This window comes from Pseudomonas sp. MPC6, from assembly GCF_006094435.1.
Classification (GTDB): Bacteria; Pseudomonadota; Gammaproteobacteria; order Pseudomonadales; family Pseudomonadaceae; genus Aquipseudomonas.
The window spans coordinates 4,731,156-4,745,579 of sequence record NZ_CP034783.1 but is presented as its reverse complement, the minus strand read 5'-3'; the positions used below and the strand labels follow the sequence as shown (position 1 = coordinate 4,745,579).

Here is a 14,424-nt window from a genome sequence, read left to right as displayed (position 1 = left end):
GTCATGGCTACTGCCGATACAACCCAAGCCCCTGACACCCCACAAGACGCGAGCAATCAGCGCAAGCGCAAAGTCATGCTGGTGGTCCTGGCGCTGCTGGTGATACTCACCGCTCTGGGTGTCTGGGGTTATCACGAACTCTACGGGCGCTGGAACGAAAGCACCGATGACGCCTATGTGAACGGCAACGTGGTGGAAATCACCCCGCTGGTCACCGGCACCGTCGTCAGCATCGGCGCCGACGATGGCGACCTGGTCCATGAAGGCCAGGTGCTGATCAACTTCGACCCGAACGACGCCCAGGTCGGTTTGCAGAGTGCCCAGGCCAACCTCGCTCGCACCGTGCGCCAGGTGCGCGGCTTGTACAGCAACGTCGACGGCATGAAAGCCCAGGTCAATGCGCAGCAGGCGGAGGTGCAAAAGGCCCAGGACAACTTCAATCGCCGCAAGAACCTGGCGGCCGGCGGCGCGATCTCCCAGGAAGAACTGTCCCACGCTCGCGACGACCTGACCTCGGCGCAAAACGCCCTGGCCAACGCCCGGCAGCAGCTGAAAACCACCAGCGCCCTGGTGGATGACACCGTGGTGTCGTCGCATCCGGATGTGATGTCTGCTGCCGCGCAATTGCGTCAGGCTTATCTGAACAATGCACGCAGCACCTTGATCGCGCCGGTCACCGGTTATGTCGCCAAGCGCACAGTGCAACTCGGTCAGCGCGTGCAGCCGGGCACGGCGTTGATGGCGGTGATTCCACTGGATCAACTGTGGATCGACGCCAACTTCAAGGAGACCCAGCTGCGTGACATGCGCATCGGCCAGCCGGTGGACATCGAAGCCGACCTGTACGGCAGCGACGTGAAATACAGCGGCACCATCGACAGCCTCGGTGCCGGCACCGGCAGCGCCTTTGCCCTGTTGCCGGCGCAAAACGCTACCGGCAACTGGATCAAGATCGTCCAGCGGGTGCCGGTGCGGATCCACATCAACGCCGAAGAGCTCGCAAAACATCCATTGCGGGTCGGCCTGTCGACCCAGGTCAATGTGAACCTGCATGACCAGAGCGGCCCGGTATTGGCACAACAGCCGCCGCAAAAGGCTTCGTTCAGCACCAGCGTCTACGACCGTCAGTTGGTCGAGGCCGACGCGATGATCACTCAGTTGATCCACGACAACAGCGCCGCGGTCAGCAAGACCGTGCAACGCTGACACCCTACCCTGTGGGAGCGGGCTTGCTCGCGAAGGCGGTGGTTCAGTCAACAGAGATGCTGAATAGAGAACCGCCTTCGCGAGCAAGCCCGCTCCCACAAGGGCAGCTGCGTCCGTAACGGGCGCTGCGCCCATCAGGTTTCAAAGGATTCGCGATGAGCAATAACGCGTCTTTCACGCCGCCCAGCCTGCTGCTCAGCACCATCGGCCTGTCGCTGGCGACCTTCATGCAGGTGCTCGACACCACCATCGCCAACGTGGCGCTGCCGACGATCTCCGGCAACCTCGGCGTGAGTTCGGAGCAGGGCACCTGGGTCATCACCTCGTTCGCGGTGAGCAACGCGATCGCGCTGCCGTTGACCGGTTGGCTCAGCCGGCGTTTCGGGGAAGTGAAGCTGTTTCTCTGGGCGACCATTCTGTTTGTGCTGGCCTCGTTTCTCTGCGGCATTTCGACTTCCATGCCTGAGTTGATCGGCTTTCGGGTACTGCAAGGCCTGGTGGCCGGTCCGTTGTACCCGATGACCCAGACGCTGCTGATCGCAGTCTATCCGCCCGCCAGGCGCGGCATGGCCCTGGCGCTGCTGGCGATGGTCACGGTGGTGGCGCCGATTGCAGGTCCCATCCTTGGCGGCTGGATCACCGACAGCTATAGCTGGCCGTGGATCTTCTTCATCAACGTGCCGATCGGGTTTTTTGCGGTAATGGTGGTGCGTGCGCAACTCAAGGCGCGGCCGGTGGTGACCAGTTATCAGCCGATGGATTACGTCGGGTTGATCACCTTGATCATCGGCGTCGGTGCGTTGCAGGTGATCCTCGACAAAGGCAACGACCTGGACTGGTTCGAGTCGAATTTCATCATCGTCGGCGCGGCCATTTCGGTGATTGCGCTGGCGGTGTTCGTGATCTGGGAAATGACCGACAAGCACCCGGTGGTCAACCTGCGGTTGTTTGCGTATCGCAATTTTCGTATCGGCACCATTGTGCTGGTGCTCGGCTATGCCGGGTTTTTCGGCATCAACCTGATCCTGCCGCAATGGCTGCAGACCCAGATGGGCTATACGGCGACCTGGGCCGGTCTGGCGGTGGCACCGATCGGCATTCTGCCGGTGCTGATGTCGCCGTTTGTCGGCAAGTACGCGCACAAGTTCGACCTGCGGCTGCTGGCCGGCGGCGCGTTCCTGTGCATCGGCCTGAGTTGCTTCATGCGGGCCGGGTTCACCAATGAAGTGGACTTCCAGCACATCGCCCTGGTGCAACTGTTCATGGGCATTGGCGTGGCGCTGTTCTTCATGCCGACCTTGAGCATTCTGATGTCGGACCTGCCGCCGAGCCAGATCGCCGACGGCGCCGGCCTGGCGACCTTCCTGCGGACCCTGGGCGGCAGTTTTGCAGCGTCGCTGACCACCTGGATCTGGATTCGCCGGGCGGACCAGCATCATGCCTATATGAGCGAAAGCATCAGCACCTACGAGCCGGCGACACGGGATGCGTTGAATGCGCTGGGCGGGGCGAGCAATCAGGCCTATGCGCAGCTGGACCATGTGCTGACCAGCCAGGCGTACATGCTCTCCACCGTGGATTACTTCACGTTGCTGGGGTGGGGGTTCATGGGCTTGATCCTGCTGGTGTGGCTGGCGAAACCGCCGTTTGCGGCGAAGGCGGGGCCTGCGGCCGCCGGTCATTAAGCCAGGATTGCCGACAATCCCACTGTAGGAGCTGGCTTGCCAGCGAAGGCGGCTTCAAGCCATGCATCACCCATGAAGACGCCTTCGCCGGCAAGCCGGCTCCTACAGGGTTTGGCGTTTTTCGCAATAGGCCTGTACATCGGTGACAGGCCATTCTTCTGTACACCGCTGATCATGTAGGAGCTGGCTTGCCAGCGAAGGCGGCCTCAAGCCATGCATCGCCCATGGAGACGCCTTCGCTGGCAAGCCGAGCTCCTACAGGGGGGGCTGTGTTCGGTAGTTAGTTCGCGGGTGCTGCCAATTGTGGTGGCGGGGCAAAGTCGAACGGCGCCAACGCAAACCCATTCTCATCCACCTGCAACGCCCAACCCTGACGATCCCAATCCCCCAACACAATGCGCCTGGCCGCCTGCTCGCCAATCTGCAACTTGTGGATGGCGGGGCGATGGGTATGGCCATGGATCAAGGTCTTCACGCCATGGGCCTGCATCACCCGCGGCACCTCGTCTGGCGTGACATCGACGATGTCGTTGGCCTTCATTCGCGTCTGCGCACGGCTTTCACTGCGCAGCTTGCGCGCCAGTTTCTGCCGGGTGCCCAAGGGCAGATGCCGCAGGATGAACAAGGTAACGGGATTGCGCAGATAACGACGCAGCTTCATATAGGCTTCGTCACGGGTGCACAGGCTGTCGCCGTGCATCAACAGCACCGGCTCGCCTGCAAGCTGCACGACACTCGGGTCCTTCAGCAGCGTACAGCCGGCCTGTCTACAGAAGGCCTGGCCGAGCATGAAGTCGCGATTGCCGTGCATCAGAAAAATCGCCGTGCCGCTGTCGCTGAGGTCGCGCAGGGCCTGGCAGATGGAACGCTGGAAGGCGGTCATGGCATCGTCGCCAATCCACGCCTCGAAAAAATCGCCCAGGATGTACAACGCACTCGCCGAGCGGGCACGCCCGGCAAGCAAATCCAGAAACGCCCGGGTAATGTCCGGGCGCTCCTCTTCCAGATGCAAGTCTGAAATCAGCAGTATCACTCAATGATCTCGGCTTTCTCGATGATCACGTCTTCTGCTGGCACGTCCTGGTGGCCGGACTTCATGGTGGTGGAAACACCTTTGATCTTGTCGACGACGTCGGTGCCGGCAACGACTTTGGCGAATACCGCGTAGCCCCAGCCCTGGGTGGTCTTGGCGCTGTGGTTGAGGAAGCTGTTGTCAGCCACGTTGATGAAGAACTGGGCGGAAGCCGAATGCGGCTCCATGGTGCGGGCCATGGCGACGGTGTACTTCTCGTTCGGCAGGCCGTTGTCGGCTTCGTTCTGAATGCTTGGGCGCTTGTCTTTCTTTTCTTTCATGCCTGGCTCGAAACCGCCGCCCTGGATCATGAAGTTACCGATGACGCGGTGGAAAACAGTGTTTTCGTAGTGACCGGCTTTGACGTACTCGATGAAGTTGGCAACGGTCAGCGGTGCCTTTTCAGCGTTCAGTTCCAGGACGATGTCGCCATGGTTGGTGGTCAGTTTGACTTGGGTCATGATCGGTACTCTTAATGAGGTAAAGCGTTTTCTGGGAATTCGCGGGTTTCGGGGCTGTGCAGCCCTCAACCGGTCCGGCCAATGTTGGCCAAGGTGCGCAGTTTAGCGTGCCGGGCGCGAATTTCGAGGCTGTTTTTCATTTGCATCCGATTAAATGCAGCCGTTTTCGGGCCTGCTCTGTCAGCGACTTGACGGCATCGGCTATGATAAGCCCCTTTGTTTTAACCGCCGCTTTGATTTGGCCAACTGGCCGCGCACTTGTACGTTCAAGGATCCTATGAGCAAGCCCACTGTCGACCCTACCTCGAATTCCAAGACCGGCCCTGCCGTGCCGGTCAATTTCCTGCGCCCGATCATCCAGGCGGACCTGGACTCGGGTAAGCACACGCAGATCGTCACCCGTTTCCCGCCCGAGCCCAACGGTTACCTGCACATCGGTCACGCCAAGTCGATCTGTGTGAACTTCGGCCTGGCCCAGGAATTTGGCGGCGTCACGCACCTGCGTTTCGACGACACCAACCCGGCCAAGGAAGACCAGGAATACATCGACGCGATCGAAAGCGACGTCAAATGGCTGGGCTTTGAATGGTCCGGTGAAGTGCGCTATGCCTCGCAGTATTTCGACCAGTTGCACGACTGGGCCGTCGAACTGATCAAGGCCGGCAAGGCCTACGTCGACGACCTCAGCCCGGAACAGGCCAAGGAATACCGCGGCACCCTGACCGAGCCGGGCAAGAACAGCCCGTTCCGCGATCGCTCCGTGGAAGAAAACCTCGACTGGTTCGCCCGCATGCGCGCCGGCGAGTTCCCGGACGGCGCACGGGTGCTGCGGGCCAAGATCGACATGGCCTCGCCGAACATGAACCTGCGCGACCCGATCATGTATCGCATCCGTCACGCACACCACCACCAGACCGGTGACAAGTGGTGCATCTACCCGAACTACGACTTCACCCACGGTCAGTCGGACGCCATCGAAGGCATCACCCACTCGATCTGCACCCTGGAGTTCGAAAGCCACCGTCCACTGTACGAGTGGTTCCTGGAGAACCTGCCGGTTCCAGCGAACCCGCGTCAGTACGAGTTCAGCCGCCTGAACCTGAATTACACCATCACCAGCAAGCGCAAGCTCAAGCAGCTGGTGGACGAGAAACACGTCAATGGCTGGGACGATCCACGCATGTCCACGCTGTCCGGCTTCCGCCGCCGTGGCTACACGCCGAAATCGATCCGCAACTTCTGCGAAATGATCGGCACCAACCGTTCCGACGGCGTGGTCGACTTCGGCATGCTCGAGTTCAGCATCCGTGACGACCTCGACCACAGCGCCCCGCGTGCCATGTGCGTGCTGCGTCCGCTGAAAGTCGTGATCACCAACTACCCGGAAAACCAGGTCGAGAACCTCGAACTGGCGTGCCACCCGAAAGAAGACATGGGCGTGCGCGTGCTGCCGTTCGCCCGTGAGCTCTACATCGACCGTGAAGACTTCATGGAAGAGCCGCCAAAAGGCTACAAGCGCCTGGAGCCGAATGGCGAAGTGCGCCTGCGCGGCAGCTACGTGATCCGTGCCGACGAAGCGATCAAGGACGCCGATGGCAACATCGTCGAACTGCGTTGCTCCTACGATCCAGAAACATTGGGCAAGAACCCTGAAGGCCGCAAGGTCAAAGGCGTGGTGCACTGGGTACCGGCTGCGGCCAGCGTCGAGTGCGAGGTGCGTCTGTACGATCGCCTGTTCCGCTCGCCGAACCCTGAGAAAGCCGAAGACAGCGCCGGTTTCCTGGACAACATCAACCCTGACTCGCTGCAAGTCCTCAGCGGTTGTCGTGCCGAGCCTTCGCTGGGCAATGCACAGCCGGAAGACCGTTTCCAGTTCGAGCGCGAAGGTTACTTCGTCGCGGATATCAAGGACTCGAAACCCGGTCGTCCGGTGTTCAACCGTACCGTGACCCTGCGTGATTCGTGGGGCCAGTGATTCAGCGTTAAGGAAGGAGCACTCAGTGCTTACGATCTACAACACGCTCACCAAGAGCAAAGAAGTCTTCAAGCCGCTCGATGGCAACAATGTGCGCATGTACGTCTGCGGGATGACCGTGTACGACTACTGCCACATTGGCCACGGCCGCAGCATGGTCGCGTTCGACCTGGTGACCCGCTGGTTGCGGTTCAGCGGGTATAACCTGACGTATGTGCGCAACATCACCGACATTGAAGACAAGATCATCAATCGGGCCAAGGAGAACGGCGAGCCGTTCGACGTGCTGACCGAGCGCATGATCACCGCGATGCATGAGGACGAGGCGCGCCTCAACATCCTCAAGCCGGACATGGAACCGCGGGCCACCGATCACATCGCTGGCATGCAGAGCATGATCCAGACCCTGATCGACAAGGGTTACGCCTACGCCCCGGGCAATGGCGACGTGTACTACCGCGTCGCCAAGTTCATGGGCTACGGCAAGCTGTCGCGCAAGAAGATCGAAGACCTGCGCATCGGCGCGCGGATCGAAGTCGACGAGTCGAAACAGGACCCGCTGGACTTCGTGCTGTGGAAAGGCGCCAAGCCGGGCGAGCCGAGCTGGCCTTCGCCTTGGGGCGACGGGCGTCCGGGCTGGCACATCGAGTGCTCGGTGATGTCGACCTGCTGCCTGGGCGAGACCTTCGATATTCATGGCGGCGGCAGCGACCTCGAGTTCCCGCACCACGAAAACGAAATCGCCCAGAGCGAAGCGGCCACCGGCAAGACCTACGCCAACGCGTGGATGCATTGCGGCATGATTCGCATCAATGGCGAGAAGATGTCCAAGTCCTTGAACAACTTCTTCACCATTCGCGACGTGCTGGAAAAGTACCACCCGGAAGTCGTGCGTTACCTGTTGGTGTCGAGCCACTACCGCAGCGCAATCAACTATTCGGAAGACAACCTCAAGGACGCCAAGGGCGCCCTCGAGCGGTTCTACCACGCGTTGAAAGGCCTGCCGAACGTGGCGCCGGCTGGCGGTGAAGCTTTCGTTGAGCGTTTCACCCAGGTGATGAACGACGACTTCGGCACGCCGGAAGCGTGCGCGGTGCTGTTCGAGATGGTGCGCGAGATCAACCGTCTGCGCGAGAGCGATTTGAACGCAGCGGCCGGTCTGGCTGCCCGTTTGAAAGAGCTGGCCAGCGTGCTGGGTGTGTTGCAACTGGAGGCTGATGACTTCCTGCAGGCCGGTGCCGAAGGGCGCGTGGATGCAGCCGAAGTCGAGGCGCTGATTGCTGCGCGGCTGGCGGCGCGTGCCGGTAAAGACTGGGCCGAATCCGACCGCATCCGCGACCAGCTCACCGCCATGGGCGTGGTGCTGGAAGACGGCAAGGGTGGTACGACCTGGCGTTTGGCTGATTGATTGCTCGATTGCTATAAAACAAAACCCGCCTTGTGCGGGTTTTTGTTTTTGGGTATGGCAGCGAGTGCTGTATCGACAATGCTGACGCCTTCGCTGGCAAGCCAGCTCCTACAGGGATTGCGTCGTTCGCAATGTTAGCGATCGACGCGACCTTGTAGGAGCTGGCTTGCCAGCGAAGGTCTCGAGCCGAACACCGCATCTGCAGTTCACTCGTCATTCAGTCTGGCGCAATCGCTTGTAAAGGGTGTTGCGGCTAACCCCAAGCCTGCGGGCCAGATGGGAGATATTCCCCCCCAGCGCCTGCAACTGCCGATTCAACTCCTCCACATCATTCAAATCCACCGCCAAGGGTTCTTCCATCTCGACCGGCTCCATCTCCAGATCGACAAAAAAATCATCCGGCAAATGTTCCGGCCGCACCGGTTGTTCCTCGGCCATGGCCAGCGCCACCTGCATCACGCTGCTGACCTGGCGCAAATTGCCCGGCCACGGGTGGCGGCCGAACAACTCCAATACCTCTCTGCTCAAGCCGGCCCATTGGCTCGGCTCGCGGTGCTGTCCCCACAGACGTTTGAACAAGGCCTCTTTATCACTGCGCTCCCTAAGCGGCGGTAATTCCAGGGTCAAACCACCAATCCGGTAATACAAATCCTCGCGGAAGCGCCCCAACTGCACCTGCTCGCGCAATGAGCGGTTGGTCGCGGAAATAATCCGGATATCCACCGGGAACAACTCACTGCTGCCCACCGGTTGCACGCAACGCTCCTGCAACACACGTAGCAATCGGGCCTGGGTCGGCAACGGCATATCGCCGATTTCATCAAGAAACAGGGTGCCTTTATCCGCCTTGCGAATCAGCCCGATGCTGCCTTTCTGATTGGCCCCGGTGAACGCGCCTTTCTCGTAGCCGAACAACTCGGATTCCACCAGTTCGGCGGGAATCGCCGCACAGTTAACGGCGATGAACGATTGTTTGCTGCGAGAGCTGGCCTGATGCAGGGCTTTGACGAACACCTCCTTGCCGACCCCGGTTTCGCCGTGAATCAACAACGGAATGTCCTTCTCCAACAAACGCTCGGCCTGGCGCACGGCTTTTTCCACGCGGCTGTCGCCGAAATGCAGGGTGTTCAGGCTGATTGCCGCAGGCGCAGTCACCGGGGGTTCGGCGCCCTTGGGTGCAGAAAACAGCCGCGCCTGGACCGGTACTTGTTTCGGCCGTTTCAACAAGCACTGAAAGCGGTTGCGTCCGGAGGCTTGCAGGGCAAATGGCACGCCTTCGGGCTGGCTCAGCAGTTCCAATAGCGCAACCTTGAACAAGCTTTCAACACTGACCCGCGACAGGCTGATACCCAGCAGGTAGTCGGCCCGGCGGTTGGCCGACAGCACCTGACCGCTCTCATCGAAAATCAGCAGCCCGGCCCATTGGCTGTCGAGGTTGTTCAGCCCGGTGTTGAAGGTCAGTTGAAAGTGCTGGCCATGGAACAGGTTGAGGATCAGCCGGTTCTCCACGGTCTGGCTCATCATCTTGACCATGCCCAAGGTGTGCGAGGGCGGCAGGTAGCTGTCGCTGGACACATCGAGCACCGCGATCACCTTGCGTTCGGCATCGAAAATCGGCGCGGCGGAACCGGTCATGAAACGGTTGGCCTTGAGGAAATGTTCATCGTGTTCGATATGCACCGCCTGCTCGCAGGCCAATGCGGTGCCGATCGCATTGGTGCCGCTGCAACGCTCCATCCAGCTGGCGCCGGCGCTGAAACCGCGGGTCAGGCGGGGCTCGATAAAACGCTGGGTCCCCCAGGATGTCAGTACCTGGCCCTGATTGTCGGCGAGCATGATCAGGCAATTGGAATTGCTCAGGATGTTCTCGTAATACGGCAGGACTTCCTGATGGGTGGTCTGCACCAGTGAATGCTGGCTTTCCAGCAGCCGGGCGATGCCCTCGGGCGGCAGCTGATCGAACGCCGGGGGGCTCTGATGATCGAGACCGAACGCGCGGCAACGGGACCAGGAGTCCTGGATGATGGCGTCATGGGAGAGCGGCAGGGCGGGTGCGGCCATGGCAGTCGATCTCTGAGCAGGCTTTTATTGTTTTTATGGAATTGCGCACAAGGACAGCGTTCGCCTGGGATGTCTTTGACGCGCCACCTCCCTGTAGGAGCCCGGCTTGCCGGCGAAGGCGTCATCGAAATCGCCTTCGCCGGCAAGCCGGGCTCCTACAGGGAATGCGAAACGCGTCCATAGAGTGTTGTTCACTATTGTTCATTGTCAATCGACGTGTTGTTCAAATGTTCAGTGAAGGTTGTTCATTTCTGTTCAGCAATGAACACGGTTTTTCCGTTCTGTGAGGAATTTTCAAACCGGATCAAACGCTTATATTTTCTGGCACGAATGTCGCTCTATCGCTCAGGTCGCTTGACTCCAATAATAAAAAGGCCGAGCCATGTCATTAACCCTGGAGCACGTCAGCCGTACCGTCGAGGGCCAGACCTGGATCGACGATGCTAACTTAAGTTTCGAGCCTGGATCCTTCAACGTTTTGCTCGGCCGCACCCTGTCCGGCAAAACCAGCCTCATGCGCCTGATGGCCGGGCTGGACAAGCCCGACAGCGGCCGCATCCTGATGAACGGCGTCGACGTCACCCAGCGCCCGGTGCGCCTGCGCAATGTGTCGATGGTCTATCAGCAGTTCATCAACTACCCGACCATGACGGTGTTCGAGAACATTGCTTCGCCGTTGCGCCAGGGCGGTGTTTCCAACGAGCTGATCCAGAGCAAGGTGCTGGCAACCGCGAAGATGCTGCGCATCGAAAAATTTCTGCAGCGCTATCCGCTGGAACTCTCCGGCGGCCAGCAACAGCGCACGGCCATGGCCCGGGCGCTGGTCAAGGACGCCGAGCTGATCCTGTTCGACGAGCCACTGGTCAACCTCGACTACAAGTTGCGCGAGGAACTGCGCCAGGAGATGCGCGAGCTGTTCAAGGCGCATCACACCATCGCCATCTATGCCACCACCGAACCCAACGAAGCCCTGGCCCTGGGCGGCACCACGACCATTCTCCATGAAGGTCGGGTGATCCAGAGCGGCAAGTCCTCGGCGGTGTATCACCAGCCGCAGACCGTACTGGCCGCCGAGCTGTTCAGCGAGCCGCCAATCAACCTGATGCCCGGCCGCATCGCCGGCAACGAAGTGAGTTTCGCCAATTTCGTGCACTTTCCGTTGAACGTGGACCTGCGGCCGGTGGGCGAGGGCGAGTTCCGCTTCGGCGTGCGGCCCAGCCACATTTCGCTGGTGCCCAGCAACGATGACGATCTGGAACTGGCGGTGACCGTCGAAGTGGCGGAGATCAGCGGTTCGGAAACCTTCCTGCACGTGCGCAACGAGCATTTCCTGCTGGTGCTGCACCTGCCCGGGGTCCATGAATACGACGTCGACGCGCCAATTCGCATCTACATACCGACCCATAAACTGTTTGTGTTCGATATGCAGGGGCGGCTGGTCCAGGCGCCCGGTCGCCGTATCGCGAGGGTTGCCTGATGGCCGAAATCCGTTTGCAGAACCTCGCCCACAGCTACATCCGCACGCCGACCGGTCCCGACGATTATGCGATCCGCGAGATGGACCATGTCTGGGAGCAGGGCGGTGCCTACGCCTTGCTCGGGCCTTCGGGCTGCGGCAAGTCGACCTTGCTCAACATCATTTCCGGGTTGCTCAGCCCATCCCAGGGCCAGGTGCTGTTCGACAGCAAAGTGGTCAACGCGCTGACCCCGGAGAAGCGCAATATCGCCCAGGTTTTCCAGTTTCCGGTGGTCTACGACACCATGACGGTGTACGACAACCTGGCCTTCCCGCTGCGCAATCAGGGCATGGCGGAGGCGAAGATTCACAGCAAGGTGCAGGAAATCGCCGAAGTGCTCGACCTCCAGGCATTGCTGAGCAAGAAGGCGCGCAACCTCACCGCCGACGAAAAACAGAAAGTCTCCATGGGCCGGGGATTGGTGCGCGATGACGTGTCGGCCATCCTCTTCGACGAACCGTTGACGGTGATCGACCCGCACCTGAAGTGGAAGCTGCGGCGCAAGCTCAAGCAGATCCACGAGCAATTCAACATCACCATGGTCTACGTCACTCACGATCAGCTGGAAGCCTCGACCTTTGCCGACAAGATTGCGGTGATGTACGGCGGGCAGATCGTGCAGTTCGGCACGCCGCGGGAACTGTTCGAGCGCCCGAGCCACACCTTTGTCGGCTATTTCATCGGCAGCCCGGGCATGAACCTGATCGAGGTGACGCCGCAACCGGGGGGCGTCGGGTTCGCCTCGACTCACTTGCCGCTGTCCGCTGCACAGCAACAGCGCATCGCCGAGTCCGAGTGGCACAGCCTGAAGGTCGGTATCCGGCCGGAATTCGTCCACGTGTGGGATGAACCCTTCGATGACGCGCTGCGGGCCCAAGTCGTACACGTCGAAGACCTGGGCACCTACAAGATCGTGACCCTGGACCTCGACGGCGCGCCGCTGAAAGTGCGCCTGGCCGAAGACAAGCCGGTGCCAGAAGGTACGGCGTACATCAGCTTCCCGGCGCAATGGTTGATGGTGTATGCCGATGATTACTTGCTGGAGGCACAGTCATGAACAAGGTGTACAACAACAAGGCGTGGTGGCTGGTGTTGCCGGTGTTTTTGCTGGTGGCGTTCAGTGCGGTGATCCCGATGATGACCGTGGTCAACTACTCGGTGCAGGACATCTTCGACCAGTCCAGCCGCTACTTCGTCGGCGCCGACTGGTACCGCCAGGTGCTGCTCGATCCTCGCTTGCATGATTCGCTGCTGCGCCAGTTCATCTACTCAGGGTGCGTGCTGCTGATCGAAATCCCCCTGGGCATCGCCATCGCCCTGACCATGCCGACCAAGGGCCGCTGGTCGTCGCTGGTGCTGATCATCCTGGCGATTCCGCTGCTGATCCCGTGGAACGTGGTCGGCACCATCTGGCAGATCTTCGGCCGGGCGGACATCGGCCTGCTCGGTTCGAGCCTCAATGCCATGGGCATCAGCTACAACTATGCAGCCAACACCATGGACGCCTGGGTCACGGTGCTGGTGATGGACGTCTGGCACTGGACGTCACTGGTGGCGCTGTTGTGTTTTTCCGGCCTGCGGGCGATTCCGGACGTTTACTACCAGGCGGCGCGGATCGATCGGGCCTCGGCCTGGGCGGTGTTCCGGCACATCCAGTTGCCCAAGCTCAAGAGCGTGCTGTTGATCGCGGTGATGTTGCGGTTCATGGACAGCTTCATGATCTACACCGAACCGTTTGTGTTGACGGGCGGCGGTCCGGGTAATGCCACGACGTTCTTGAGTCAGACCTTGACTCAGATGGCCGTAGGGCAATTCGACTTGGGACCCGCTGCTGCTTTCTCCCTGGTGTATTTCCTGATCATTTTGTTGGTGTCCTGGCTGTTCTACACCGCCATGACTCACTCTGACGCCAACCGCTGAGGTCCGCCATGAGTAAAAGAAAGCTCATTCCGCTGTTGATCTACATCCTGTTCCTGCTGGTACCGATTTACTGGCTGCTGAACATGTCCTTCAAGAGCAACGGTGAAATCCTCGGCGGCCTGACGCTGTTTCCCCAGGACTTCACCTTCGCCAACTACAAGGTGATCTTCACCGATCCGAGCTGGTACAACGGTTACCTCAACTCGCTGTACTACGTGAGCCTGAACACGGTGATCTCGCTGAGCGTGGCGCTGCCGGCGGCGTACGCGTTCTCGCGTTATCGTTTCCTCGGTGACAAGCACCTGTTCTTCTGGCTGCTGACCAATCGCATGGCACCGCCGGCGGTCTTTCTGCTGCCGTTCTTCCAGCTGTATTCCTCGATCGGGCTGTTCGATACGCACATCGCGGTGGCGTTGGCCCATTGCCTGTTCAACGTGCCGTTGGCGGTGTGGATTCTCGAAGGCTTCATGTCCGGCGTGCCCAAGGAGATCGACGAAACGGCCTACATCGACGGCTACAGTTTCCCCAAGTTCTTCGTCAAGATTTTCGTCCCGCTGATCGGCTCCGGGATCGGTGTCACGGCGTTTTTCTGCTTCATGTTTTCCTGGGTCGAGCTGCTGCTGGCGCGAACCCTGACCTCGGTGAACGCCAAGCCCATCGCCGCGGTGATGACGCGCACGGTCTCGGCGTCGGGCATCGACTGGGGCGTGCTGGCAGCGGCGGGGGTGTTGACCATCCTGCCGGGCATGCTGGTGATCTGGTTTGTTCGCAACCACGTGGCCAAGGGCTTTGCCCTGGGCCGGGTATGAGGAACTGATGATGGAATGGATGAGTTGGACCGTCCCCACTGCGGCGTTCTTCTGCGCCATTGCCTTGATCCTGGTGGGCATGACGACCTGGGAGCTACGCTCACCGAGTGTCCCTCGGCGGGGTTTCCTGCCGATTGCCACCACCCGTGGCGATCGGCTGTTTATCGGTCTTCTCGGCAGCGCCTACCTGCATTTGCTGGTAATCGGCGCTACCGAATGGAGCATCTGGGTCGCGTTCGCGGTGTCCCTGGTGTGGCTGTTGGCTGTGATGCGTTGGGGCTAGTCGAAATCGATCGGCAACGTTGCTCCG

12 protein-coding genes are annotated in these 14,424 nt (G+C 60.4%); 9 read left to right on the top strand and 3 right to left on the bottom strand.

The window, feature by feature from the left end:
* Positions 1-3 precede the first annotated feature (3 nt).
* Together ELQ88_RS24015 and ELQ88_RS24005 are read left to right on the top strand one after the other, a co-directional pair.
* Positions 4-1,206: an HlyD family efflux transporter periplasmic adaptor subunit gene (locus tag ELQ88_RS24015; protein WP_138968219.1), complete on the top strand. Its 1,203-nt coding sequence runs from the start codon at positions 4-6 to the stop codon at positions 1,204-1,206.
* A 155-nt stretch (positions 1,207-1,361) separates the two neighbouring features.
* The gene (locus ELQ88_RS24005; protein WP_128869490.1) at positions 1,362-2,891 is read left to right on the top strand and encodes a DHA2 family efflux MFS transporter permease subunit; all 1,530 of its coding nucleotides are present in this window, start codon (positions 1,362-1,364) and stop codon (positions 2,889-2,891) included.
* Positions 2,892-3,171: 280 nt separating this feature from the next.
* On the opposite strand, the gene lpxH is transcribed toward ELQ88_RS24005, so the two are convergent.
* Complete coding sequence (gene lpxH, locus ELQ88_RS24000; RefSeq protein ID WP_138968217.1) at positions 3,172-3,924, bottom strand: UDP-2,3-diacylglucosamine diphosphatase; 753 nt, start codon at positions 3,922-3,924, stop codon at positions 3,172-3,174.
* Positions 3,921-4,424: a peptidylprolyl isomerase gene (locus ELQ88_RS23995; RefSeq protein WP_128869400.1), complete on the bottom strand. Its 504-nt coding sequence runs from the start codon at positions 4,422-4,424 to the stop codon at positions 3,921-3,923. The genes lpxH and ELQ88_RS23995 overlap by 4 nt, the downstream gene beginning before the upstream one ends.
* 277 nt (positions 4,425-4,701) lie before the next feature.
* On the opposite strand from ELQ88_RS23995, the gene ELQ88_RS23990 reads away from it, so the two are divergent.
* Together ELQ88_RS23990 and cysS are read left to right on the top strand one after the other, a co-directional pair.
* Positions 4,702-6,399: a glutamine--tRNA ligase/YqeY domain fusion protein gene (locus ELQ88_RS23990; protein ID WP_138968215.1), complete on the top strand. Its 1,698-nt coding sequence runs from the start codon at positions 4,702-4,704 to the stop codon at positions 6,397-6,399.
* A 25-nt stretch (positions 6,400-6,424) separates the two neighbouring features.
* Positions 6,425-7,807 (top strand): cysteine--tRNA ligase, encoded by a 1,383-nt coding sequence (cysS, locus tag ELQ88_RS23985; RefSeq protein WP_128869402.1) that lies wholly within the window; start codon positions 6,425-6,427, stop codon positions 7,805-7,807.
* A gap of 213 nt (positions 7,808-8,020) precedes the next feature.
* On the opposite strand, the gene ELQ88_RS23980 is transcribed toward cysS, so the two are convergent.
* Positions 8,021-9,868, bottom strand: a complete 1,848-nt coding sequence (locus ELQ88_RS23980) for a sigma-54-dependent Fis family transcriptional regulator (RefSeq protein ID WP_138968214.1) — start codon at positions 9,866-9,868, stop codon at positions 8,021-8,023.
* A gap of 382 nt (positions 9,869-10,250) precedes the next feature.
* Between ELQ88_RS23980 and ELQ88_RS23975 the strand changes: the two genes are divergently transcribed.
* Genes ELQ88_RS23975 through ELQ88_RS23955 form a run of 5 tightly spaced genes read left to right on the top strand, consistent with a single transcriptional unit; the run spans position 10,251 to position 14,397 of the window.
* A complete protein-coding gene (locus ELQ88_RS23975; RefSeq protein WP_128871328.1) occupies positions 10,251-11,345 on the top strand; it encodes an ABC transporter ATP-binding protein in 1,095 nt (364 codons plus the stop codon).
* Positions 11,345-12,442 (top strand): ABC transporter ATP-binding protein, encoded by a 1,098-nt coding sequence (locus ELQ88_RS23970; RefSeq protein WP_138968212.1) that lies wholly within the window; start codon positions 11,345-11,347, stop codon positions 12,440-12,442. Before ELQ88_RS23975 ends, ELQ88_RS23970 begins: the two co-directional genes overlap by 1 nt.
* Entirely contained in the window at positions 12,439-13,305 is an 867-nt protein-coding gene (locus ELQ88_RS23965) for a sugar ABC transporter permease (RefSeq protein ID WP_138968210.1), read from the top strand. The genes ELQ88_RS23970 and ELQ88_RS23965 overlap by 4 nt, the downstream gene beginning before the upstream one ends.
* 8 nt (positions 13,306-13,313) lie before the next feature.
* Positions 13,314-14,114, top strand: a complete 801-nt coding sequence (locus ELQ88_RS23960) for a carbohydrate ABC transporter permease (protein ID WP_128871325.1) — start codon at positions 13,314-13,316, stop codon at positions 14,112-14,114.
* Between the two features lie 10 nt (positions 14,115-14,124).
* Positions 14,125-14,397: a DUF2160 domain-containing protein gene (locus ELQ88_RS23955; RefSeq protein ID WP_064678759.1), complete on the top strand. Its 273-nt coding sequence runs from the start codon at positions 14,125-14,127 to the stop codon at positions 14,395-14,397.
* Positions 14,398-14,424: the final 27 nt, after the last annotated feature.